The 24,918-nt window shown below is 64.5% G+C and carries 17 protein-coding genes and 1 pseudogene; 11 read left to right on the top strand and 7 right to left on the bottom strand.

Annotated features, from left to right (window positions below):
- Window positions 1-19: 19 nt before the first annotated feature.
- A complete protein-coding gene (gene ettA / locus LDJ84_RS04845) occupies window positions 20-1,684 on the bottom strand; it encodes an energy-dependent translational throttle protein EttA (RefSeq protein ID WP_024763062.1) in 1,665 nt (554 codons plus the stop codon).
- A gap of 411 nt (window positions 1,685-2,095) precedes the next feature.
- Here ettA and LDJ84_RS04840 point away from each other — a divergent pair, with 411 nt between their 5' ends.
- Window positions 2,096-6,259, top strand: a complete 4,164-nt coding sequence (locus tag LDJ84_RS04840; protein ID WP_226046555.1) for a GGDEF and EAL domain-containing protein — start codon at window positions 2,096-2,098, stop codon at window positions 6,257-6,259.
- Window positions 6,260-6,475: 216 nt separating this feature from the next.
- Window positions 6,476-7,729, top strand: a complete 1,254-nt coding sequence (glyA, locus tag LDJ84_RS04835; RefSeq protein ID WP_024763060.1) for a serine hydroxymethyltransferase — start codon at window positions 6,476-6,478, stop codon at window positions 7,727-7,729.
- 231 nt (window positions 7,730-7,960) lie between these two features.
- On the opposite strand, the gene LDJ84_RS04830 is transcribed toward glyA, so the two are convergent.
- Entirely contained in the window at window positions 7,961-8,452 is a 492-nt protein-coding gene (locus tag LDJ84_RS04830; RefSeq protein WP_226045978.1) for a SecDF P1 head subdomain-containing protein, read from the bottom strand.
- A gap of 278 nt (window positions 8,453-8,730) precedes the next feature.
- Between LDJ84_RS04830 and LDJ84_RS04825 the strand changes: the two genes are divergently transcribed.
- From LDJ84_RS04825 to LDJ84_RS04815, 3 genes are all read left to right on the top strand, one after another.
- On the top strand, window positions 8,731-10,026 hold the full coding sequence (locus LDJ84_RS04825) for an NCS2 family permease (RefSeq protein ID WP_017521650.1): 1,296 nt from the start codon (window positions 8,731-8,733) through the stop codon (window positions 10,024-10,026).
- Between the two features lie 191 nt (window positions 10,027-10,217).
- A complete protein-coding gene (trmA, locus tag LDJ84_RS04820; RefSeq protein ID WP_024763058.1) occupies window positions 10,218-11,303 on the top strand; it encodes a tRNA (uridine(54)-C5)-methyltransferase TrmA in 1,086 nt (361 codons plus the stop codon).
- Window positions 11,304-11,398: 95 nt separating this feature from the next.
- The gene (locus tag LDJ84_RS04815; protein WP_065084202.1) at window positions 11,399-11,896 is read left to right on the top strand and encodes a DUF4136 domain-containing protein; all 498 of its coding nucleotides are present in this window, start codon (window positions 11,399-11,401) and stop codon (window positions 11,894-11,896) included.
- A 3-nt stretch (window positions 11,897-11,899) separates the two neighbouring features.
- Here the strand turns inward: LDJ84_RS04815 and LDJ84_RS04810 are convergent, their stop codons facing one another.
- Together LDJ84_RS04810 and LDJ84_RS04805 are read right to left on the bottom strand one after the other, a co-directional pair.
- The gene (locus LDJ84_RS04810; protein ID WP_024763056.1) at window positions 11,900-12,202 is read right to left on the bottom strand and encodes a DUF1883 domain-containing protein; all 303 of its coding nucleotides are present in this window, start codon (window positions 12,200-12,202) and stop codon (window positions 11,900-11,902) included.
- A 98-nt stretch (window positions 12,203-12,300) separates the two neighbouring features.
- The gene (locus LDJ84_RS04805; protein ID WP_024763055.1) at window positions 12,301-12,759 is read right to left on the bottom strand and encodes a DUF4345 family protein; all 459 of its coding nucleotides are present in this window, start codon (window positions 12,757-12,759) and stop codon (window positions 12,301-12,303) included.
- Window positions 12,760-12,943: 184 nt separating this feature from the next.
- Between LDJ84_RS04805 and LDJ84_RS04800 the strand changes: the two are divergent.
- Window positions 12,944-13,395, top strand: a pseudogene (locus tag LDJ84_RS04800) (DUF411 domain-containing protein).
- A 166-nt stretch (window positions 13,396-13,561) separates the two neighbouring features.
- Here LDJ84_RS04800 and alaC read toward each other — a convergent pair.
- Window positions 13,562-14,779 carry an alanine transaminase gene (gene alaC / locus LDJ84_RS04795; protein WP_226045977.1) on the bottom strand — a complete coding sequence of 406 codons (1,218 nt, stop codon included), beginning with the start codon at window positions 14,777-14,779 and terminating at the stop codon, window positions 13,562-13,564.
- 172 nt (window positions 14,780-14,951) lie between these two features.
- On the opposite strand from alaC, the gene LDJ84_RS04790 reads away from it, so the two are divergent.
- The 5 genes from LDJ84_RS04790 (at window position 14,952) to LDJ84_RS04770 (ending at window position 22,103) form a co-directional block, all read left to right on the top strand.
- On the top strand, window positions 14,952-15,812 hold the full coding sequence (locus LDJ84_RS04790) for a PhzF family phenazine biosynthesis protein (protein ID WP_226045976.1): 861 nt from the start codon (window positions 14,952-14,954) through the stop codon (window positions 15,810-15,812).
- A gap of 175 nt (window positions 15,813-15,987) precedes the next feature.
- The gene (locus tag LDJ84_RS04785; protein ID WP_226045975.1) at window positions 15,988-17,514 is read left to right on the top strand and encodes a tryptophan halogenase family protein; all 1,527 of its coding nucleotides are present in this window, start codon (window positions 15,988-15,990) and stop codon (window positions 17,512-17,514) included.
- 629 nt (window positions 17,515-18,143) lie between these two features.
- Complete coding sequence (locus LDJ84_RS04780; RefSeq protein ID WP_226045974.1) at window positions 18,144-19,661, top strand: tryptophan halogenase family protein; 1,518 nt, start codon at window positions 18,144-18,146, stop codon at window positions 19,659-19,661.
- 201 nt (window positions 19,662-19,862) lie between these two features.
- Window positions 19,863-21,011: a cation:proton antiporter gene (locus LDJ84_RS04775; protein ID WP_263987025.1), complete on the top strand. Its 1,149-nt coding sequence runs from the start codon at window positions 19,863-19,865 to the stop codon at window positions 21,009-21,011.
- 189 nt (window positions 21,012-21,200) lie between these two features.
- Window positions 21,201-22,103, top strand: a complete 903-nt coding sequence (locus tag LDJ84_RS04770) for a neutral zinc metallopeptidase (protein WP_226045972.1) — start codon at window positions 21,201-21,203, stop codon at window positions 22,101-22,103.
- 32 nt (window positions 22,104-22,135) lie between these two features.
- On the opposite strand, the gene LDJ84_RS04765 is transcribed toward LDJ84_RS04770, so the two are convergent.
- Window positions 22,136-22,570: a response regulator gene (locus LDJ84_RS04765; RefSeq protein ID WP_037006697.1), complete on the bottom strand. Its 435-nt coding sequence runs from the start codon at window positions 22,568-22,570 to the stop codon at window positions 22,136-22,138.
- Between the two features lie 169 nt (window positions 22,571-22,739).
- A complete protein-coding gene (locus LDJ84_RS04760) occupies window positions 22,740-24,635 on the bottom strand; it encodes a propionyl-CoA synthetase (protein ID WP_226045971.1) in 1,896 nt (631 codons plus the stop codon).
- Window positions 24,636-24,918 lie beyond the last annotated feature (283 nt).

Genomic DNA, 24,918 nt, shown 5'->3' with positions numbered 1-24,918 from the left:
GTTTTCATGGCGAAGTGGCTTACGCCAGCTTCTTGTAGCGCACGCGGTGCGGCTGCGAGGCTGCGTCGCCCAGGCGCTTCTTGCGATCGGCTTCGAACTCGGTGTAGTTGCCTTCGAAGAAGGTCACCTTGCCGTCGTCCTCGTAGGAGAGAATGTGGGTCGCGATGCGGTCCAGGAACCAGCGATCGTGGGAAATCACGATGGCGGCGCCGGGGAAGTCCAGCAGCGCTTCTTCCAGCGCACGCAGGGTTTCCACGTCGAGGTCGTTGGACGGTTCGTCGAGCAGCAACACGTTGCCGCCCTGCTTCAGGGTCAGGGCCAGGTGCAGACGGCCACGCTCACCACCGGAGAGGTCCTTGACGAACTTCTGCTGGTCGCCGCCCTTGAAGTTGAAGCGGCCGACGTAGCTGCGCGACGGGACTTCGTAGTTGCCGATCTTGATCTGCTCGAAGCCGTCGGACACCTGTTCCCATACGGTCTTGTTGCCTTCGAGGATTTCACGGCTCTGGTCGACGCTGGCGATCTGCACGGTCTCGCCGATCTCGATGGTGCCCGAGTCCGGTTGCTCCTTGCCGGTCAGCATGCGGAACAGGGTGGATTTGCCCGCGCCGTTGCCGCCGATCACGCCGACGATGGCACCCTTGGGGATGCTCAGCGACAGGTTGTCGATCAGCACGCGCTCGCCGTAGCCCTTGGTGACGTTGTGCAGTTCGATGACCTTGTCGCCCAGGCGCGGACCGGCCGGGATGTAGATCTCGTTGGTCTCGCTGCGCTTCTGGAATTCCTGCGACTGCAGTTCCTCGAAGCGTTGCAGGCGGGCCTTGGACTTGGCCTGGCGGCCCTTGGCGCCCTGGCGCACCCATTCCAGTTCGGCCTTCATGGCCTTGGCGTGGGAGGCTTCCTGCTTGGCTTCCTGGGCCAGGCGGTTGGCCTTGGATTCCAGCCAGCCGGAGTAGTTGCCTTCGAATGGAATGCCGTGGCCACGGTCCAGTTCGAGGATCCAGCCGGCGACGTTGTCGAGGAAGTAGCGGTCGTGGGTGATCGCCACCACGGTGCCGGGGAAGTCGTGGAGGAAGTGTTCCAGCCAGGCGACAGAGTCGGCGTCCAGGTGGTTGGTCGGTTCGTCCAGCAGCAGCATGTCCGGCGCGGACAGCAGCAGGCGGCATAGCGCCACGCGGCGCTTCTCACCACCGGAGAGGTGTTCGATCTTGGCGTCCCACGGCGGCAGGCGCAGGGCGTCGGCGGCGACTTCCAGCTGGCGCTCCAGGTTGTGGCCGTCGGAAGCCTGGAGAATGGCTTCCAGCTTGGCCTGCTCGGCGGCCAGGGCGTCGAAGTCGGCATCCGGCTCGGCGTAGGCGGCGTAGACCTCGTCCAGGCGAGCCTGGGCGGCCTTGATCTGGCCGACGGCCTCCTCGACGATCTCGCGCACGGTGGCCTGCGGGTCGAGCTTGGGCTCCTGCGGCAGGTAGCCGACATTGATGCCCGGCATCGGGCGGGCTTCGCCTTCGATCTCGGTGTCGACGCCGGCCATGATGCGCAGCAGGGTGGATTTACCCGCGCCGTTCAGGCCGAGCACGCCGATCTTGGCGCCGGGGAAGAACGACAGGGAGATGTCCTTGAGGATTTCACGCTTGGGCGGCACGACCTTGCCGACCCGGTGCATGGTGTAGACGTATTGAGCCATGGATACCTGACTTCTGGGATGAATTGACGATCGGGATGGCCGGAACGGACGACGGCAGCGCCGGCACTTCGCGCCGGAACGGTGGCACCGTGGGCCACCGGAGGGCGCGAACGGCCGATGGACGGCCCTTCGCGCGGGACTCTGCGGGGATGTACTTTATGCCCCGAACTCTGGCCGTACATCACGCGCGCGTGCGGCAAAGCTACCGGAATGAGTCGGGAAGGGCAAACGACGCTCGTCGGCCATACTGGCACTTAGCCGCCTTTCCGGGCATCCTAGCCTGCGCCGAATTCAGCCGTATCGCCCCAGGTCCCTCAGTCCGTGTCTATTTCTCCCCGTACCCTTCCGGACGCATTGGTCAGGCCTGGCCGCGTGGCGACCCGGACAGCCCTGGTGCTGCTGGTGCTGTTCATGCTCGGTCTGCTGGGCTGGCAGTTGCACCAGGAGCTCCGCAGCCAGGAGCGCTTCGAGCGCGAGCGGGTGGTATTGCACGGCGAACAGATGGCCCAGCGGATCTCCCTGACCCTGGAGCTCAAGGCAGTGGCGGCCCAGGCCCTGCTGCAGCAGGAGCTCTCCCGCGACCACGGCGACATCCGTGCCACGCTGATCACCGGACTCAAACACATCTATCCGTCCTTCCACAGCCTGGTGAGGCTGGATGCCGGTGGCGCCCCCCTGAGCGACTCCGCCAGCAGCATCAAGGACACGGCATTCATCGAAGCCCTGCGTCAGCGCAGTGCACAGCAGCCTTATCACTATGCATTCAGCGAGGAGAACGGCGGGCATTTCTATGTCTGGCTGAAGGCCACCGAGCCCGGTGAAGAAGACAGCGTCATCCGCCTCGACGAAAAAATCGCCCGGCGCGGCTGGGCGGCACAGATCCGCCCCGAGCCGCCGGACTGGATACTGGTTGACAGCGTCCAGCAGAAGGTCCTCGGCCGCTCCAGCGGCTACCGTCCCGGCCCGCTGTCCGCCGCCTCGCCGCTGGAGCAGGCGCAGAGCCTGGACGGCCTGGAGATCCAGAACACCGACTGGCAACTGCGCCCGCAGTTCGACGAACGGCAGATGCGCACCACCCTGCTGCCGCGCCTGGGGGGAGAGCTGGCGCTGCTGCTGGTGCTGGCCGGCATCGCCGGCGCCGCCCTGCTGCGCCTGCAACGCGAACAACAGAACCTGCGAGCGCTGACCGTAGAGTCGCAACAGAGCCTGCGCCAGGCCGCACAGGCCCTTGGCGCCATCGACGAGCGGGTGCTGGTGACCCGCGCCGACGGTCGCCTTGCCTACCTCAATCCACAGGCCGAGCAACTGTTCGGCATCGCCGCCGGCAAAGCCGGCGAGCACCACCTGCTGGAACTGCTACCCGGTCTTGGCGGCCTGCTGGCCAGCAGCGACACCTCGGCGGACAACGGCTCCGAGCTGGTTCGCGTCAATGATGCCGGCCAGGCACGCCTGTTCGCCGTCAGCCATCACTCGCTGGACGACAGCCCGCTGGCCGCGGAGCAGACCTGGGTCCTGCGTGGCAACCTGCCCCAGGGCGGACAGGTCTGGGTACTGCGCGACGTCACCGAGGAACAGCAGGCGCTGCACATCCTCGAGGAAACCCGCCGACGCTACCAGGACATCTTCGACGGCGTCGGCGTCGCCCTCTGCGTGCTCGACCTTTCCGCCCTGCGCCAGAGCCTGGTGGATCTCAACCTGCGCCGGCAGAGCGACCTGCGCGACTGGATCGCCTCGCAGCCCGAACGCCTGCCCTGGCTGCTGCGCCAAGTGCGCATCACCGAGATCAACAATGTCGCCAAACGCCTGATGCGCGTCACCAACACCGAACAGGCCTGGCAGGTGTTGATCGGCAGCGCCGGGATGCGCCCGGACGGCGTGCGCAGTAAAGTGCTCGAAGCCGTGCTGCACGGCCAGGGCATGGTCGAACTGGAAGCCTGCATCACCACCCGCCAGGGCGAGCAGCGCCATCTGTGGCTGCAACTGCGCGTTCCGGAGATGATCCAGGACTTCCACGCCGTCACCCTGAGCCTGTCGGACATCACCAGCCGCAAGCAGGTCGAGCTGTCGCTGATCGAGCGCGAAAAGTTCTGGTCCGATGCCGTGCGCGCGGTGCCCGACACCCTGTACATCCACGACATCGCCGCCCGCCGGGTGATCTTCACCAACCACAACCTCGGTTACCAGTTGGGCTACAGCGGCGACGAGCTGCGCGACATGGGCGAGCGCTTCTGGGAAAAAGTGCTGCACCCGGACGATGTCGAGTACTACTGGCGCGTGCGCAACCTGCAGCAGGTGGTGGGCGATGGCCTGCTGCTGGACAGCCAGCTGCGCTGGCGCCACCGCGACGGTTCCTGGCACTGGTTCGACATCCGTGAGCAGGCCCTGACCCGCGACGACACCGGCCGCGTGGCCCGCCTGATCGGCGTGGCCAAGGACATCACCGATACCGTCGAAGCACACAACTCCCTTCGTGAGAGCGGGCGCCGCTACCGCATGCTCGCCGAGAGCATCAGCGACGTCATCCTCTCCACCGACGCCCAGGTGAAGCTCAACTACATCAGCCCATCGATCCAGCAGGTGTTCGGCTACAGCCCGGAATGGGTGCTGGCCAACGGCTTCCAGCAGGTGGCCGCCAACCCGGCGCAGCTGGAGCGCCTGGAGGAGCTGCTGCACCGCGTACAGGGCGCCATCGGCGAGCCCAAGCGCCTGGCCGAATTACGCGAAAGCGCCGAACCGCAGCTGTTCAGCCTCGACTGCCTGCACGCCGACGGCCACAAGATCCCGGTGGAACTTCGCATCGCCCTGATGTGGGACGACCATGGCCGCTTCGAGGGGCTGCTCGGCGTCGCCCGCGACGTCAGCCAGCAGCGCCGCGCCGAGCGCGAGATGCGCATGGCGGCCACGGTATTCGAGCACTCCACCGCGGCGATCATGGTCACCGACCCCGCCGGCTACATCGTGCAGATCAACGACTCCTTCAGCCGCCTTACCGGCTATTCCGCCGAAGAGGTGCTGGACCAGTTGCCGCGCCTGCTCACCGCCGACCGTCAGGAGGCCAACCAGCTCAAGCACGTGCTGGAAAGCCTGCGCAAGAGCGGCAGCTGGGAAGGCGAAATCCTGCAGAAGCGCAAGAGCGGCGAGCTGTACCCGAGCTGGGTCGGCATCACCGCCGTGCACGACGATGAGGGCGATCTGGTCAGCTTCGTCTGCTTCTTCAGCGACATCAGCGAGCGCAAGGCCAGCGAGCGGCGCATCCACCGCCTGGCGTACTACGACGCCCTGACCCACCTGCCCAACCGCACGCTGTTCCAGGACCGCCTGCACACCGCCCTGCTGCAGGCCGAACGGCACCAGCAGTGGGTCGTGCTGATGTTCCTCGACCTGGACCGCTTCAAGCCGATCAACGACTCCCTCGGCCACGCCGCGGGCGACCGCATGCTCAAGGAAGTGGCCGAGCGCCTGAGCCATTGCGTCAGCGACGACGACACCGTGGCGCGCATGGGCGGCGACGAGTTCACCTTGCTGTTGCCCGGCCAGAAGGACCGCGAGAAGGCGCTCCGGCAGGCGATCCAGGTGGCCGAGCAGATTCTTTCCAGCCTTGCCCGCCCCTTCACCCTGGAAGGCCGCGAGTTCTTCGTCACCGCCAGCATCGGCGTGGCGCTCTCGCCGCAGGACGGCGCCGAGCTCAGCCAGTTGATGAAGAACGCCGACACCGCGATGTACCACGCCAAGGAGATGGGCAAGAACAACTTCCAGTTCTACCAGGCCGAGATGAACGCCCGCGCCCTGGAGCGCCTGGAACTGGAAAGCGACCTGCGCCGGGCCATCGAGCAGGAAGAATTCATTCTCCACTACCAGCCACAGTTCACCGGCGACGGCCGCCGCCTGACCGGCGCCGAGGCGCTACTGCGCTGGCAGCATCCCAAGCGCGGGCTGATTCCGCCGACGGAGTTCATCCCGGTGCTGGAAGAGCTGGGCCTGGTTGCCCAGGTCGGCGACTGGCTGCTGGAGCAGGCGTGCCTGCAACTGCGAGCCTGGCACCGCGACAAGGTGCGGGTGCCGAAGATTTCCGTGAACCTCTCGGCCCGGCAGTTCGCCGACGGCCAGTTGGGCGAACGCATCGCCAGCATCCTCGCCGACACCGGCATCGCCCCGGCCTGCCTGGAGCTGGAGCTGACTGAAAGCATCCTGATGAGCGATGTTTCCCAGGCGATGCAGATACTTCAGGGCCTGAAACGTCTGGGCCTGGCGATCGCGGTCGACGATTTCGGCACCGGTTACTCCTCGCTCAATTACCTCAAGCAGTTCCCCATCGACGTACTGAAGATCGACCGCAGCTTCGTCGACGGCCTTCCCCACGGCGAACAGGACGCGCAGATCGCCCGCGCCATCATCGCCATGGCCCACAGCCTGAACCTGATGGTGATCGCCGAGGGCGTGGAGAGCCATGAGCAACTGGAGTTCCTGCGCGAACACGGCTGCGACGAGGTGCAGGGCTTCCTCTTCGGCCGCCCGGTGCCGGCGGACCAGTTCGCCGCGCTGTTCGCCAGCAACGCATTGTTCCTGCTCGGCTGACCGCACGGCGCAGCAGGCGAGCGCCCTTGTAGGATGGCGTATTCATCCTGCACCTTCGACAAGCGGCTATCCACCCCACTCTGCCGCTCGTCTCTCCCGCGATCCTGGCCTTGAACCCCGCTTGTCAGCCACATGACCGCCTTTCATGTGCCAGCACCGGCGCCTTGGGTTAGAATGCGCGCCTTTCCCCAGCACCCGATCCTTAAGAGGACCGCCATGTTCAGCCGTGATTTGACCCTCGCCCGCTACGATGCCGAACTCTTCGCCGCGATGGAGCAGGAAGCCCAGCGCCAGGAAGAGCACATCGAGCTCATCGCCTCCGAGAACTACACCAGCCCGGCGGTGATGGAAGCCCAGGGTTCGGTGCTGACCAACAAGTACGCCGAAGGCTACCCGGGCAAGCGCTACTACGGTGGTTGCGAGTACGTCGACGTCGTCGAGCAGCTGGCCATCGACCGCGCCAAGGAGCTGTTCGGCGCCGACTACGCCAACGTCCAGCCGCACGCCGGTTCCCAGGCCAATGCGGCCGTCTACCTGGCCCTGCTGTCGGCCGGTGACACCATCCTAGGCATGAGCCTGGCCCACGGTGGTCACCTGACCCACGGCGCAAGCGTTTCCTCGTCCGGCAAGCTGTACAACGCCGTGCAGTACGGCATCACCGACGCCGGCCTGATCGACTACGACGAAGTCGAGCGCCTGGCCGTCGAGCACAAGCCGAAGATGATCGTCGCCGGCTTCTCCGCCTACTCCCAGGTGCTGGACTTCGCCCGCTTCCGCGCCATCGCCGACAAGGTCGGTGCCTACCTGTTCGTCGACATGGCCCACGTGGCCGGTCTGGTCGCCGCTGGCGTCTACCCGAACCCGGTGCCGTTCGCCGACGTGGTCACCACCACCACCCACAAGACCCTGCGCGGCCCGCGCGGCGGCCTGATCCTCGCTCGCAAGAACGAAGAGATCGAGAAGAAGCTGAACTCCGCTGTCTTCCCGGGCGCCCAGGGTGGCCCGCTGGAGCACGTGATCGCCGCCAAGGCCGTGTGCTTCAAGGAAGCCCTGCAGCCCGAGTTCAAGGCCTACCAGCAACAGGTCCTGAAGAACGCCCAGACCATGGCCAGCGTGTTCATCGAGCGCGGCTTCGACGTGGTTTCCGGCGGCACCCAGAACCACCTGTTCCTGCTGTCCCTGATCAAGCAGGACATCACCGGTAAGGACGCCGACGCCGCCCTGGGTCGCGCCTTCATCACCGTGAACAAGAACAGCGTGCCGAACGACCCACGTTCCCCGTTCGTCACCTCCGGCCTGCGCATCGGCACCCCCGCTGTCACCACTCGTGGTTTCAAGGAAGCCGAGTGCCGCGAGCTGGCTGGCTGGATCTGCGACATCCTCACCAACATGGGCGACGAGTCCGTGGTGGACGGCGTGCGCGAGAAGGTCAAGGCCATCTGCGCCAAGTTCCCGGTCTACGGCGCCTAAGCCGAACCCGCGAACCGCACGACGAAAAAGCCCAGCAGATGCCGGGCTTTTTCATGTCTGTCGCTCACAGGGCTCAGGCTCGCTCCTACGAAAAATCCACTACGCGCCGGTAACAGTAATAAAGCTTCGTAGGGCGCATAACGCGCCAGCGTTATCCGCCTCCACGCAGCCGGCGAATAACCAGTTCCAGGTTATTCGTCCCACTCAGGGATACGCCCCATAAAGGATGGGCTAGGGCTGCCCACCTGATTTCTGCTCCGGCTGCACCGGCACATCCCGCAAGTCGTTGAGTCGCCGCACCAGCGTCTCCGCCTCCGCCTGGCTGGCAAACCCCTTGAGCATCACCTGGCCGTCCGTCACCACCCGCGTCACCTGGGGTAGCAGTCGCAGCTGCCCGTCGATCACCACCGCCAGGGCCTTGCCCTGCTCATCCTCGGTCAGCCTGGCCAAGCGCAGGCTGGCCCCGGGGGTGAACAGCACCCGCACCGCCGGCTTGCCGTCAGCCACGCTGGCCAGCTCGGCGCGCTGCACATCGTGCTGGGTCAACACCGGATGGGTTTCCAGCAGCACCGCCTTGCCCTGCGGGTCGGCCAGGGTGCGGGTACTGGCCGTGGGCTTCTCGGCCAGGGCGTGGACATCGAAGGTGTGCTGCGGCGCCGACGGCGGTGCACCGGCGCAGGCGCCCAACAATGAGGCGAGGAGGATCGGAATAGAGCGTTTCATCGACTGCGAATCGGACCGAGCGGCCCGGTCGGGCCAGGGTTATGAAGGATCAGACCACCGTCAGCGCACAAGTTGCACTCCCTTGGTCGGCACCCGCGACTAAGCTTGCAGACGAACGGATGCTGGCGGTCCGGTCAGAAATTCTCCGGCTCAGGGCAAGCTGGTATCATGCGCGCCTTTTGCCGGCCACAAGAAAAGGCGCAGGGCCCACTTGGGCATGTACCTTGCTTTTCCCGGCCAGAACGATAACGGCGCGAGAGCGTCACGGGGAGCCAAACATGCTGGAAAAGCTGTTCCAACTCAAGGCACACAACACCAATGTGCGCACCGAGATCCTGGCGGGTATCACTACCTTCCTGACCATGGCCTACATCCTTTTCGTCAACCCGAGCATCCTCGGCGAGACGGGCATGGACAAGGGCGCGATCTTCGTCGCCACCTGCCTCGCCGCCGCCATCGGCTCGGCGGTGATGGGCCTGATCGCCAACTACCCGATCGCCCTGGCTCCCGGCATGGGCCTGAACGCCTTCTTCACCTACACCGTGGTCCTGCACATGGGCCACACCTGGCAAGTGGCGCTCGGTGCGGTGTTCCTCTCCGCGTGCATGTTCTTCATCATTTCGATCTTCCGCATCCGCGAGTGGATCATCAACAGCATCCCGCTGGCCCTGCGCTCGGCCATCGCCGCCGGCATCGGCCTGTTCCTCGCGCTGATCGCGCTGAAGGAATCGGGCATCGTCGTCGCCAACCAGGCCACCCTGGTGGGCATGGGTGATCTCGCCAAGCCCGCACCGCTGCTGGCAATCCTCGGCTTCATCCTGATCGTCGCCCTGGAAGCGCGCCGCGTGACCGGCGCGGTGATGATCGGCATCCTGGTCGTCACCTTCATCTCCATCGCCATCGGCGTCTCCCAGTTCGGCGGCGTGGTATCGATGCCGCCGTCGCTGGCGCCGACCTTCCTCCAGTTGGATATCAAGGGCGCGCTGGACATCGGCCTGTTCAGCGTGATCTTCGCCTTCCTCTTCGTCGACCTGTTCGACAACTCCGGCACCCTGATCGGCGTGGCCAAGCGCGCCGGCCTGATGGGCAAGGACGGGCACATGCCGAAGATGGGCCGCGCGCTGATCGCCGACAGCTCCGCCGCCATGGTCGGCTCGCTGCTGGGCACCTCCACCACCACCAGCTACATCGAGTCGGCGGCGGGCGTTTCCGCCGGTGGCCGCACCGGCCTGACCGCCATCGTGGTCGCCGTGCTGTTCCTGCTGGCGCTGTTCTTCGCTCCGCTGGCGGGCAATGTGCCGGCCTTCGCCACCGCGCCTGCGCTGTTCTTCGTCGCCGTGCTGATGGCCTCCGGCCTGGCCGAGATCGACTGGGACGACCTGACCGTCGCCGCCCCCGTGGTAGTGACCGCCCTGGCCATGCCGCTGACCTTCTCCATTGCCAACGGCATTGCCTTCGGCTTCATCACCTGGACCGCCTGCAAGCTGCTGTCCGGCCGCTTCCGCGAACTGAACCCGGCGCTGGTGATCCTGTCGATTCTCTTCGTGATCAAGCTGGGCTGGTTCAACGCTTGAGTGAAGGGGGCTGCTGCGCGTCGGCCATACTGCGTTGCCAGGTCAATCCGGAATGCTCATTTACAGCCGTAAACTCCGCTTCCGAATCGGCCTGGCGCCTTGTCTGACCTAGCTCGCGAGCCCCGACAGTTTCGAGTTGTCCTTAATGAAAAGCGGCCCAGCGAGTCCGGGCCCCTTGAAGAGCGTTCCCCATGAGCAGTCCGCGTTTCGATCCCTCCCACTACGACAGCCAACTGGCCGATAAGGCCGCACGCCTGCGCGAGCTGCTGGCTCCCTTCGCCGCGCCGGAGCCGGAGGTGTTCGACTCGCCCCGTGAGCATTACCGCCTGCGCGCCGAGTTCCGCCTGTGGCGCGAGGGCGAGGCCCGCCACTACGCGATGTTCGAGCAGGGCGACAAGCACACGCCGATCCTGATCGAGGAATTCCCCATCGCCAGCCAGCGCATCAACGAGCTGATGCCGCGCCTGAAGGCCGCCTGGGCCGAGCCGACGCTGGGCCACAAGCTGTTCCAGGTGGAGTTCCTCACCACCCTGGCGGGCGACGCGCTGATCACCCTCTGCTACCACCGTCCGGTGGACGCCGCCTGGCAGGCCGCCGCCGAGAAGCTGGCCGCCGAACTGGGCGTGAGCATCGTTGGCCGCTCGCGCGGCAAGCGTCTGGTGGTGGGACGTGATTACGTCAGCGAGGAGCTGACCGTTGCCGGCCGCACCTTCCGTTACCGCCAGCCGGAGGGCGCCTTCACCCAGCCCAACGGCGAGGTGTGCCAGAAGATGCTCAACTGGGCGTACGAAGCCCTGGGCCAGCGCGACGACGACCTGCTGGAGCTGTACTGCGGCAACGGCAACTTCACCCTGCCGCTCGCCACCCGCGTGCGCAAGGTGCTGGCCACCGAGATCAGCAAGACATCGGTGCACGCCGCACTGGCCAACCTGGCCGACAACGCCGTGGACAATGTCACCCTGGTGCGCCTCTCCGCCGAGGAGCTGACCCAGGCGCTCAACGAGGTTCGCCCGTTCCGCCGCCTGGCTGACGTCGACCTGAAGTCCTACGAGTTCGGCAGCGTGTTCGTCGACCCGCCGCGTGCCGGCATGGACCCGGACACCTGCGAGCTGACCCGCCGCTTCGACAACATCCTCTATATCTCCTGCAACCCGGAGACCCTGGCGCAGAACATCGCCCAGCTGCACGACACCCACCAGGTCAGCCGCTGCGCCCTGTTCGACCAGTTCCCCTACACGCACCACATGGAAGCCGGCGTGCTGCTGACCCGCCGCTGAGCCCCCGCTACCACGACGGGCCGCCCAACCTAGGGTTGGGCGGCGCCTCCGGGTTCTGCAGCTAGTCTTGCGGAACAACGACAAGAGGCACGCCCATGTCCCGCCTGATCCTTCCCTTGCTGTTCCTGCTGCTGAGCGCCTGTGCCGGCAGCGACCCCGCCGATATCAGCGTCTCCCCCGCCGCCAATGGCCGACAAAGCACCTTCTTCATCCAGGCCGTGCGCGCGCAAGGCCACCGCGAGGATCTGGAGGATCGCTTCGATCTCGCCGTACGCCGCGCGCTGGAAGCCAAGGGCTATGAATTCAAGGAAGGCTCGGGAGAGCTACGGGTGATCTATGCCGTCGGCCTGGACAGCCAGACCGGTATCGTCCAGCGACCGGTGGCGACCAGCGCGGGCGTGATGACCCAGACCCAGTTCACCGATCAGGAACAGGCGCGCCTGGCGCTGAGGATTCTCGACGAGGCTACCGGGCAGGTGCTGTACCAGGCACAAGTGGCGCGCCAGCTGCACGACCCGAAGATCACCCAGCAGGCCGTGGACGAAGGCATCGCCCGCCTGCTGAAGGATTTCCCCGCACAGGCGGGGAACTGAGGATCAGCTGAAGTTCGACGGCGACTTGCGCACGAACTTGATGCTGTACTTGAAGTCGGCCTTGCGCGTGACGCTGATGGCGCGGCGGGTGACGGTGTCGATGGTGATGTTCCAGTTGCCGGTGCTGGGCACCTTGATCTTGGCCGGGAACCGGTCGAAGGCGCCGCCGTGGTACGAATGGCGGCCACCGTTCTTGAAGCTGCGGAAGTTCGCATCGGTCATCAGGCGGATGTTGCAGGTCATGGAACACTCGATGACGACCAGATCGCCTTCGTTGAGGTGTTCACGTTGATGGACGAACTTCATGCTGGCTCCGCTGCTACTACCGCAAAATCAATACGATAGCACGGAGCGGGGTCGGCCCGGCAGCGCCGCTGCTTGCTGGCGACGCCACTCATCCGAACTCACAACCCCTCGAAGTCGGCCTTGCGCTCCTCGGGCTCCGGCTCTTCGCGCACCACCACCTGGCGATTACGCGACTGCCGCTCCAACCAGTAGAGAGCGAAGATCGCCAGCGCCGAAATCACTCCGCGGTAGACCACGCCGGCCAGCTGTGCGTCCCACTCCATGCCCCCTTCGGTCCAGGCGATCAGCAGGCGCGACAATGTCAGGGTCAGTTGCACCAGGATCACCAGGATCAGCGCCGGCCGCACCAGCAGGCGGCGACGCAGGGCAAAGACAAGGAACAGCGCGAGGGCGAACTGATGGCCGCCATAGAACACGCGAGCGTCGCTCACCGACGACGGCTCCATCAGCAACATGCCGCTGAGGTTGGCCATCTCATAGGGACGAATCCAGTAGAGCAATCCCAGGCCACCCCAGACCAGAGCCTGGACCAGCAGGACGAGACGGGCGAAGAGCATCCGATTTCTCCTTGGCCATGCAGCCATTGCCGAGCGTCCAGACCTGCGACCGGGAGTCGCGGACGCACCACCGATCAGCTAAAGACCCCGCACGGCGCGGCAAGTTCGGGCAAGCGCGTCATATGGGGAAACAAACACCGGGTGGGGGCCGGGTACACTGGGGAGTATGCTCAATCGCGTTCGAATTTCGAGGTTCCAACCATGCGCACCCTGCTTCTGCTAACCGCCCTCGTCGCCGGCGCCGCCCAGGCTGCCGAGCCGCTGTCCATCGACGTGCACCGCGATGCCAACTGCGGCTGCTGCAAGGACTGGATCAAGCACCTGGAAAGCAACGGCTTCACCGTCAACGACCACGTCGAGGCGGACATGAGTGCAGTGAAGACCAAACTCGGCGTCCCGCACAGCATGGGCTCGTGCCACACCGGCGTGATCGACGGCAAATTCGTCGAGGGCCACGTGCCGGCAGCCGATGTGCTGAAGCTGCGTGAGCGTGCCGACCTGATCGGTGCCGCCGTGCCGGGCATGCCGATGGGCTCGCCGGGCATGGAAATGGGTGATCGCCACGACGCTTACCAGGTGGTCGGGCTGACCAGGAGCGGTCAGCGCGAAGTGATCGCCGACTACCCGACACACTGACGCCAGGGCTATCCCTCACCCCTGAGCGCTGGCGGAGGTGGGATGGGGCTTCCGGCGCGCGGGGCACTCTCCAGGTTCCCGCGCGGCAATGCTCCGCGAGCAGGATGGGGTGGGGGACTCCAAACAAAAAGGGCGACCATTGGGTCGCCCTTTTTTCATTCACTCGTCATTCGGCTTTGGCCGGCAACAGCCCGTCGGCACGGAACATCGCCTTGATCCCCCGCACGGCCTGACGCAGGCGATCACGGTTCTCGATCAGGGCGAAGCGCACATGGTCATCGCCGTAGTCGCCGAAGCCGATGCCGGGCGATACGGAGACCTTGGCGTCCTTGAGCAGCTTCTTGGCGAACTCCAGCGAGCCCAGGTGCGCATAGGGCTCGGGGATCTTCGCCCAGATGTACATGGAGGCCTTGGGGTTCTCCACCATCCAACCGGCTTCGTGCAGACCTTTCACCAGCACATCGCGGCGCTTCTGGTACTGGTCGGCGATGTCGCGCACGCACTGCTGGTCGCCTTCCAGCGCAGCGATGGCCGCCACCTGCAGCGGGGTGAAGGTGCCGTAGTCGTGGTAGCTCTTGATCCGCGCCAGGGCCGAGACCAGCTCCGGGTTGCCGACCATGAAGCCGATGCGCCAGCCCGCCATGTTGTAGCTCTTGGACAGGGTGAAGAACTCCACCGCGATGTCCTTGGCGCCCGGCACCTGCATGATCGACGGCGCCTTCCAGCCATCGAAAGTGATATCTGCGTAAGCCAGGTCATGCACCACCAGCACGTCGTAGCGCTTGGCGAGGTCCACCACGCGCTCGAAGAAATCCAGCTCCACGCACTGCGCGGTGGGGTTGGAGGGGAAGCCGAGGATCATCATCTTCGGCTTGGGGATCGATTCGCGGATCGCCCGCTCCAGCTCGTTGAAGAAGTCGATCCCCGGCACCAGCGGCACCGAACGCACCTGCGCGCCGGCAATCACCGCGCCGTAGATGTGGATCGGATAGCTGGGGTTGGGCACAAGAATGGTATCGCCGTGGTCCAGGGTGGCGAGCATCAGGTGCGCCAGGCCTTCCTTGGAGCCGATGGTGACGATGGCTTCGGTTTCCGGGTCGATCTCGACCTCGTAGCGGTCGCGGTACCAGTGCGAGATGGCGCGGCGCAGGCGCGGAATGCCACGGGAAGTGGAGTAGCCGTGGGTGTCTTCGCGCTGGGCGACCTGGCAGAGTTTCTCGACGATGTGCGGCGGCGTGGCCCCGTCCGGGTTGCCCATGGACAGGTCGATGATGTCCTCGCCACGGCGGCGGGCGGCCATCTTCAGTTCGGCGGTGATGTTGAAGACGTAGGGGGGCAGGCGATCGATGCGCACAAAGCGACGAGCTGAACGGGGTTCAGTCATGGTGTCCTCTGATTAACGTAGGCGCCCGGAACCGTCCGAGCGACGCCGGCCACTGCGGTGGCCTGGAAAGCGCGGCGCTGTGACCTGCGCTTTCTTGTCGGCGAACATATAGCTCGCTAGGCTGGCTGTCGAGTTTTTCTTTACGCCGCTCAAGAGCGGCATCTGGAGGCCCATGTCCGCGCAACAGTACTGGCAGCTCGACGTCTTCGCCGACCAACCGCTCACCGGCAACGGCCTGGTGGTGTTCCCCGACGCCCGCGGCATACCCGCCCAGACCCTGCTGGCGCTGACCCAGGAACTGCGCCAGTTCGAGTCGATATTCCTGTTCCCCTCGGCCACGCTGGACACCTATTCGGCGCGCATCTTCACCGTCGACGAGGAACTGCCGTTTGCTGGCCACCCGGTCCTGGGAGCCGCTGCTCTGCTTCACCACCTGCACCAGCGCGGAGAGGAAGAACACTGGACGCTGGAGCTGCCGGCGAAAGCCGTGAAGGTTGCCACCCGCCGCCGGGGCACAGGCTTCCACGCCGAGATGAACCAGGGCGCGGCTGATTTCGGCACCGTGCTGGATGACGAGGCGCGCCGCTGGTTCGCCGAAGCCTTCTCGCTGAACGCCGCGGACCTGGCCGACTATCCGGCGGCCGTGGTCAGCACCGGCCTGCCCTACCTGCTGCTGCCGGTGCGCAGCGAAGCAATGGGCCGCGTGCGCCAGCGCACGGATCTGACGGCCGAGCTGGCAAAACTCAACGCCGCCTTCGTCTTCGTACTGGATGTGGATAATCGCGAGGGCCGCACCTGGGACGGCGCCGGGATCATCGAGGACGTTGCCACCGGCAGTGCTGCCGGCCCTGTCGCGGCCTACCTGGTGGAGCTGGGCAAGGCGCGCCGCGGCGAGTTGTTCCAGCTGTCCCAGGGCCGCTTCGTGGGCCGCCCCAGCCGTCTCGACGTGCAGGTCGGCCAGGACGACGAAGTCCGCGTCGGCGGTGATGTCCAGTTGCTTGCCCGCGCCGAACTGCTGCATCGATTCGCCTGACCACTGGATAGATCGGCAGTACAGAGAGACAAACCTGGAACATCATCCCAGGAATCGTCTGATCAATATTGAGGAATCGCCTTCCTCTAAGAGTCCGATCAGGTCCGGATAATCGCGCTGACTATTTCGGAGCGCCTCGCGGCGCACCTTCCAGCAGATTTTCAGGACGCCTTTCATGTTGAATCTTTCCAATTACCGCCGCGTCGCCGTTGTTGGCGGAGGAAGCGCTGGATGGTTCGCCGCGCTCGAGCTCAGGAAACTCTTTCTCGATCAGGTCGAGGTTGTCCTGGTCGAGTCCGAGACACTGGGCATCATCGGTGCAGGCGAGGGCAGCCTGCCCAATTTCAATCGCGCACTCGATCGCTATGAGATCGACCGTGCCGAGTTCATGCGCGAGACCCGTTCGACCTACAAGCTGGGACTGACGCTGGAAGGCTGGCGTACCGGGAAAAAGGACGACATCTTCTTCCACCCTTTCTCGTTCCACAGCGATGGCGTGGACCTGAATGCCTGGATCGAGCCAAACGGCAGTTATCCACTGGCCTCCATCCTCCTCAACCAGGACCTGCAGCTTCATCACTTCCCCGATGCGTGGCGCCTCTACCGTGAAGGGGCCAGTCAGCAGCAGGCCGAAGCTTATCTGCAGGAGCAACTGAAGCTCTATGCCGTGCCACCGATGGCCTTCCATTTCGACGCGCGGAAACTGGCGGAATACTTGCGTGAGGTTGCCCTCAAGCGCGGGGTGAAGAGGGTTAACGCGCGGGTGGAGTCAGTGCGCCTGAACGAGCGTCGGCATGTAACCCACCTGATTCTGGAGAATGGGGAGTTCGAGGTCGACTTCGTCATCGACGCCTCCGGCCTGCACCGCTTGATCATCGACAAGGCCCTGCACTCGCCCTGGGAGTCCTACTCCGATCACCTGCTGCTGAACCAGGCATTGCCTTTCTTCATCCCCGCACAAGGCGCGCACCCTTCGCTGGTCACTCGCGCAATTGCGATGAAGAATGGCTGGATGTGGTGCATCCCGACCCAGGACCGACTTGGCGTCGGCTATGTCTACAGCAACCAGCACACCGACAAGGAAGGCGCCCTGCGCGAAGCCCAGGCGTACTGGGGGACGGAGATCGAGCCAGTCAACCACTTCGCCTTCTCAGCGGGCCACTTCAAGGAGGTATGGATCGGCAACGTCATGGCCGTCGGACTATCCTCCGGCTTTGTCGAGCCCCTGGAAGCCACGTCCATCGGCCAGACACTCGTCCAGCTTGCCCGGTTCAACCAAGTGGTCAGCGCCTGCGATGGCCTCATTCCGCAGCAGCTGATTGATCAATTCAACCGTGACATCACCCGCCACTGGGACGGCATTCGCGATTTCCTTTTCCTCCATTACGACACGCCACGCCAGGATACCGAGTTCTGGCAGGCGGCAAGCAGTGCGACGCCCCCTTCCACCTACGCAGAGCTCAAGCGGACGTTCGCTCTTCGTCCACCTCGCGACGTGGATCTCGAGCCCTATCGCGGCGGTACCTTCAGCCTTTTCGGACCTACCAGCTGGATGTCTGTGGCTGCGCCACTAGGCGTTCTGACCCGAAAGGCAACAGCTGCGGACCTGGTGCCACTGTCGAAGGAGCAACGATGGAACATCGGTGAGTTCCTCGCCAAGGTAGAGCCGCGCATGACCGCGGAAGCTGCCATGTCGATCTAAGGACCAGCCCCGCGATACCGGCTCCTCCAGGATTAGCATGGAGCCGCCGAGCCACTCTGCTGTGCCGTCGCAGAGTGGCAGCGCGAATTATCTTTGCACTTCTTGCGGCGCTCTTATGAGAAATCCACGCCCCACGCTGATTCATGCCGGAACTACCGAGCCGCGCGCGCGCAGAATCCCACGCCACTCAATATCGACAGGGAAATTGCTTCCGGCAGCGCACCGGAGCACGTCTTGATCCGGCTGACAGATCGGAGCCCATGCCATGGCCAATATGTATCTCTCCCAGGCACCTTTTGTGGATAACGCGGCACCTTGCCAAACGACTGGAGACAGCATGCAACCGCTTCGGCACGCCGAACCGGAGCGTCGCACTCCCCGCCGACGAACTAGCTAAACCGGACTAGTTCTCCGTCCACTCGCAAGCAACTTCGGGCAGCACGACACGTACACATTGTCCCGAATTAATTCCTATAAATATCAAGAGCTTTTCATCACTTAAATTCCGGAAAGTCCTACACGCACTGTAAGCGCCCTGCTCTCTTCATTTCCGCGTCGAATACGGATGATTGCGGGGTACCCGGAGTGCCGCACCGCACTCCATCCAGTAGCACTCCAGGAAGCCAATGATGTTGAATTTATCCAACTGCCGCCGAGTCGCCGTAGTGGGCGGAGGAAGCGCCGGGTGGTTCGCCGCACTCGAACTAAGGAAGCTCTTTCTCCACAAAGTGGAAGTCGTCCTGGTTGAGGCAGAATCGCTGGGCATCATTGGTGCCGGCGAAGGCAGCCTGCCTAATTTCAACCGCGCGCTGGAACATTACGGGCTCGACCGTACCGAATTCATGCGCGAAACCCACTCCACGCACAAGTTGGGACTGGCCTTGGAAGGCTGGCGCAGCGGCGCTCCAGATGACGTTTTCCTGCATCAGTTTTCCTACAGCCATGACGGTGTCGACCTGACGTCATGGGTCGAGCCCAACGGCAGCTACCCCCTGGCCTCGATACTGATCAACCAGGGCTACCAGCTACAGCACTACCCGGCCACCTGGAAGATGTGGCAAGAAGGAGCCAGTCAGGCCACCGCGGAGGCCTTTCTCCAGAGTCTCCCCGCCAAGACGCCCATGGCCTACCACTTCGACGCCCGCAAGCTGGCCTCCTATCTGCGAGATATCGCGATCAAGCGAGGGGTACAGCACATCAACGCAACCGTCGAAAGTGTGCGCCTTGACGAAAAAAGGCATGTCACCGCACTGGTATTGCCTGATCGCGAGATCGAAGTCGATTTCGTCTTCGATGCCTCTGGTCTGCATCGACTGATCATCGGCAAGACGCTGAATGCGTCCTGGCAGTCCTATGCAGACCATTTGCTGTTGAACCGGGCCCTCCCCTTCTTTATCCCCTCACAGACGGAACACCCACCGCTGGTCACCCGCGCTATCGCCATGAGACATGGCTGGATGTGGTGTATTCCAACCCTTGAGCGCCTGGGGGTGGGTTACGTGTATTGCGACCGGTATACCGACAGGGAGGCGGCAATAAAAGAAGTCCAGGACTACTGGGGGATGGACATCGAGCCGGCCAACGACTTCGCCTTTGAGCCCGGACACTACGAACAGGTGTGGCTGGGCAATGTCATGGCCGTCGGCCTCTCCTCCGGATTCGTCGAGCCGCTGGAGGCAACCTCAATTGGACAGACACTGGACCAGCTCGCGCGCTTCGGCGAATTGATCGTCGCCTGCGACGGCATCATTCCGCAACAACTGATCGACCAGTTCAATCATGAGATCGGACGCTACTGGGATGGCATTCGAGACTTCCTGTTCCTGCACTATGACACCACGCGCAACGACACCGAGTTCTGGCGTGCGGCGAGCAATGCAGCGGCACCCAGCACATACAAAGAGCTCAAGCGAACCCTTGCCCATCGCCCGCCCCGGCTGATGGATATGGAGCAATACCAGGGTGGCCCGTTCCGTATGTTCGGCGTGCCCAACTGGATGTCGGTGGCAGCTCCGCTGGGCATTTTGTCCCGCGAAGCGACGGCCTTGGATCTGCGCTCCCTGTCGCAGGAAAAGCGACAGCGCCTGGGCAGCTTCCTCACCAAGGTGGAAAGCCGCATGAAGGCAGAGAGCGGCGCCTCCAACTAAGCCGGACGGACGCCACACTCGCCAGCACCAGAACGTTGGACGTTGCCTGTCTTGCAGGGACGTCCAACGTACTGAGCGATCACCTGCCCGCTCACGCCACCCCAGCAATGCCTGAGATCGAGCGCAATGCCTCATTCGCCATTTCTTCTCCAACTGCTAGTCATACTGGCCGTTTCCCGCTTGTGCGGCCTGTTGTTAGGGATGCTGAAACAACCCATCGTGATCGGTGAAATGGCCGCTGGAATAGTGCTGGGGCCGATCGTGTTCGGTGCGCTGTTCCCGGCGCAGCACGCCGAGTTGTTCGAGCCCCATTCGCTTTCGGCGCTGTCCTCCCTGTCACAACTGGGGCTGGTACTGTTCATGTTCGTCGTCGGCGCCGAACTGCGCACGCCCGATGGTGCACGTGCCCAACTCAAGTCAGCCAGCCTGGTGGGTATCCTCAGCGTCCTGGTACCAATGGTTCTCGGCTTTTTCGCGTCCGCCCTGCTCCATTCCTCCCTGGCCCCGACCGGAGTAGGTTTCTGGCCCTTCGCGCTGTTCATGGCGGCAGCCATGTCGATTACCGCCTTTCCTGTCATGGCGCGCATCCTGAAAGAGCGCGGCATGACCCAGACACCCATGGGGCGCCTGTCGATGGCATCGGCGGCTATCGCTGACGTGCTTGCCTGGATCATGCTCGCCGCGGTCGTCGCACTGACCGGAATCGATGGCTCTACCGCCATCGTAAAGACGACACTCGGCCTGGTCGTTCTCGTGGCCGTCATCTTTATCCTGTTCAAGCCATTGTGCGCATGGCTGCTGCGGACCTACGTGAAGGACGGTTGCCCTGGATTGATGATGCTTTCGGTCCTGGCCGGCGGTGCGATAGGCTGCGCCGCTTTGACCCAGTGGCTGGGCGTCCACGCTGTGTTCGGCGCCTTCCTGTTCGGGGCCTGCCTGCCGCGGGATGATCGCCTGCTGAAAACGCTGGTCGAACGCCTGGAGTTTCCTGCGCTGGTCCTGTTGATGCCCGTGTTCTTCGCGATTGCCGGACTCAGCACCACCACCGACGCATTCACCCCGACTCATATCGGAGCCCTGATACTGGTTATCCTGGTTGCAGTCGCCGGCAAGGTACTGGGTGGCGCTGCGGGAGCTCGCGCTGGCGGACTCGCCTGGCGGGACAGCTTTGCAGTTGGCTCGTTGATGAACGCCCGTGGCCTGATGGAACTGATCGTCATGAAAGTTGGGCTCGACGCAGGCCTGATCGGCCCCGAGATGTTCACCATGTTGTTGGTGATGGCGATTCTGACCACTGCCATGACCGCCCCGTTACTCAGCCTGTTCAGTGCATCCGCCCGACTTCCCTGAACACAGAGCCGACTGGAGTGCCGCAGGGCAGATCGGGCTCAGGCGAATCGCGCAGACTTGGCATCGGCCACACGACTGAGCGATATCAGTGCATCCTGAGCTCAGTCCAACGCCTCGCCTGACGATCGGGCTGGCGGCAAACGCCTCCCAAGACAACACTCAACCCACTTATTCGATGGAGATGCCGCCATGCTCTGGCGCAAAGGACGACGCAGCGACAACGTAGTGGATGCCCGCGATGAAACCGGCGGAGGCATGGGCGGTGGCGGAGGCATGCGCATCGGCGGGCGTGGACTGAGTCTGGGCGGCGTGGCTATCGTCGTGGTGATCGGCCTGCTCTCCGGACAGGACCCGATGACCATCCTCGGCTCGCTGCTCGGTCAGATGGATGTTTCCCAGCGACAGGCACCGAGCCGCCCAGTGCAGGGCAAGCCGGCCACCGGCGCCGACCCGCAGGTGGAATTCGTCCAGTCGATCCTCGGCGATACCGAAGACACCTGGGGCGAGATCTTTGCCCGCAGCAACCAGCAGTACGAGCAACCCAAGCTGATCCTGTTCAACGGCGGGGTGAACTCGGCCTGCGGCTTCGCTTCCTCGGCGGTCGGCCCCTTCTACTGCCCCGGCGACCACCGGGTTTACCTCGACCTCGGATTCTTCCGCGAGATGGAGCAGAAGTTCTCCGCCGCCGGCGACTTCGCCCAAGCCTACGTGATCGCCCACGAAGTCGGGCACCACGTGCAGAACCTGCTGGGTATCTCCGCCAAGATCAACGCCGCACGCCAACGCGGCGCGCGCATGGAGGGAGCCAACGGCCTCTCGGTGCGCCAGGAGTTGCAGGCCGACTGCTTTGCCGGCGTCTGGGCCAACCATGCCCAGCAGCGCCTGAACTGGCTGGAGCCGGGCGACGTGGAAGAAGCGCTGAATGCTGCCAATGCCATCGGCGACGACCACCTGCAACGCCAGGCGCGCGGCACAGTGATGCCCGACTCCTTCACCCACGGTTCGTCCGCGCAGCGTGTTCGCTGGTTCAAGCTCGGCTTCGAAAGCGGCTCGCCGGGCAAGTGCGATACCTTCAAGGCGCAGACGCTGTAAGGCACCGAGACGTATCGGCTTGGAGTCTGCGCCTAGAAACTGCGGCTTAACGCGCTCACGAACAGCACTGGATCCACAGGTTTAGGCAGGAAGTCCAGCACGTTCAGGGGCGGCTCCAAGCGCGATTCACCGAGCGGCATCGGCGCGGACAGGACGATGATGGGCAGAAAGCTGCCGCTCCGGTTCAGTTCGCGAATGAACGCAAGTCCGGGGCCATCGGGCTCCAGGCCCAGGCCGCTGACCAGCAGGTCGAGGGCCGACTCATCGCGGAGAATGCGGCGCAATGCCTCCGCTGCACTGCTGGCCGTCACGCAGCGCATTCCAGCGCCCTCCACCAGCCGGCGAAGCCGGGCCAGCGCGGCGCGATCATTGTCCACCACCAGGATCACCGGCTTGCGCGGTGCCACGGAGGCGATATCGCGCAGCGCTTCGAGTTCGTCATCATCGAGTGAATGGCGGTTGATCATGGCGCGATACGACCAGTAGAGGCACGGTGCCATTATCTTAGATGGCAACACGTCTTTATTCCTGCCGGACCAAGGTTGGGGCGATGTATGGGCAAGCCGGGCGGACAAAAAAAGGGCCGCAACGCGTGCGGCCCTGGAAATACGCCGGTCATGCCGGCGTCGTGGGATTTCAGCCGGCCTTCGCCAAGCCTGCCTGGCCCAGGCGCTCGGCGATCTCGCCGAGGATGGCTGGATCATCGATGGTCGAAGGCGGCACGTAGCTTTCGCCGTCGGCGATCTTGCGCAGTACGGCACGGAGGATCTTGCCCGAGCGGGTCTTCGGCAGCCGCTTCACCACCACCGCACGCTGGAAGCAGGCCAGTGCGCCGAGGCGCTCGCGCACCAGCGCCACCAGCTCACGCTGCAGGTGGCCCTCGGTGACCTGTGCGCCGTCCTTGAGCACCACCAGTCCCACCGGTACATGGCCCTTGAGGTCGTCCTGCACGGCGATCACCGCGCACTCGGCGACAGCATCGTGCAGCGCCAGCAACTCCTCCATCTCACCGGTGGACAGGCGGTGACCGGAGACGTTAATCACGTCGTCGGTGCGCCCCATGATGTAGACGAAACCTTCCTCGTCCACGTAGCCACCGTCGCCGGTGTGGTAGTAGCCGGGATAGGTCTTCAGGTAGGCCTGCAGGTAGCGCGGATGATCGTTCCAAAGCGTCTGCGCGCAACCGGGGGGCAACGGCAGGGCGATGACGATGGAGCCCTGTTCGTTCGGTCCCAGCAGTCGGCCTTCGTCGTCCACGACCTTCACGTCGTAGCCGGGCACCGCGCGGTTGGTGGAGCCGGCGCGCAGGTCGTGGTCGCCATGGCCCGTGCAAGGCGCGGTCACCGGCCAGCCGGTCTCGGTCTGCCACCAGTGGTCGTGCACCGGTTTGCCGGTCAGCTCCTCGAGCCAGTGCTGGGTGGTGCTGTCGAGCTTCTCGCCGGCTAGGAACAGGTGCCGCAGCGAGCTCAGGTCATGGCGCTTGAGCAGCTCGCCCTGCGGGTCTTCCTTGCGGATCGCGCGGATCGCCGTGGGCGCGCAGAACAGGCTGTTGACCTTGTGCTCCTCGATCACCCACCAGTAGCTGCCGGCGTCCGGCGTGCGTACCGGTTTGCCCTCGTAGAACACCGTGGTGCAGCCGTTCATCAAGGGGCCGTAGACGATCAGCGAGTGGCCGACCACCCAGCCGACGTCGGAAACGCCCCACCAGACATCCCCCGGCTGCAGACCGAAGATGGTCGGCAGCGCATAGCTCAGCGCCACGGCGTGGCCGCCGTTGTCACGCACGATGCCCTTGGGTTTTCCCGTGGTGCCGGAGGTGTACATGATGTACAGCGGGTCGCCGCTGGCCACTTCCACCGGGTCAGCCGGCTGCGCGTGGACCAGTGTCTCGCGCCAGTCCAGGTCTCGGCCGGCGCGCAGCTCGGCCATCGCCTGCGGACGCTGCAGCACCAGCACGTGCGCCGGTTGATGGGTGGCCAGCTCCAGCGCTTTGTCCACCAGTGGCTTGTATTCGATGACCCGCTCGAACTCCAGCCCGCAGGAGGCGGTGAGCACCAGCTTGGGCCTCGCGTCATCGATACGCAGCGCCAGTTCGTGCGGCGCGAAGCCACCGAATACCACCGAATGCACAGCGCCCAGCCGGGCGCAGGCCAACATCGCCATGGCCGCCTGGGGCACCATCGGCATGTAGATGATCACCCCGTCGCCTTTCTCCACGCCGAGCGCGCGCAAGGCGCCGGCCAGGCGTGCGACCTCATCGCGCAACTCCAGGTAGCTGAAGCGCTGCTGGGTCTGGGTCACAGGGGAGTCGTAGATCAGCGCGGCCTGGTGGCCGCGGCCCAGTTCGATCTGCCGATCGAGGGCGAGGTAGCAGGTGTTCAGGCGGCCATCGGCGAACCAGCGGTGGCTGCCGTCGGGCAGGGCTTGCAGGGTATCCCGCGGCGCGCGGTACCAGGCCACGCGGCCGGCCTGCTCGGCCCAGAAGGCGGAGGGATCCGCGATGGAACGGTCATGGGACTGCCGGTAACTCATCGTCACTGCCTCTTATTGTTGTTATCGAGGTCGAACAACGAGTATGGACGGGGATCGCGGCCCCACCATCAACCTTTGGTCGTAGTTCCGTCGTCGCCCTGGTAGCAGATCCGGCGCCATTGCTTTTCAGGATTTTTCAGCGAAACGGCACGTCGGCGGCCGAGGCTGTCTACCACGGGGCTGAAGGAAGAATCGGGCACGGCGCCACCGCATGTCGGCGACCACAGGTCGCATCTGCTACCGCCATATGACAGGACTACACTGAGGGTCCCTTTTCACCTGA

The organism is Pseudomonas sp. HS-18, from assembly GCF_020401845.1.
Lineage (GTDB): Bacteria > Pseudomonadota > Gammaproteobacteria > Pseudomonadales > Pseudomonadaceae > Pseudomonas > Pseudomonas nitroreducens.
This window is presented reverse-complemented; position numbering and strand designations above follow the sequence as displayed.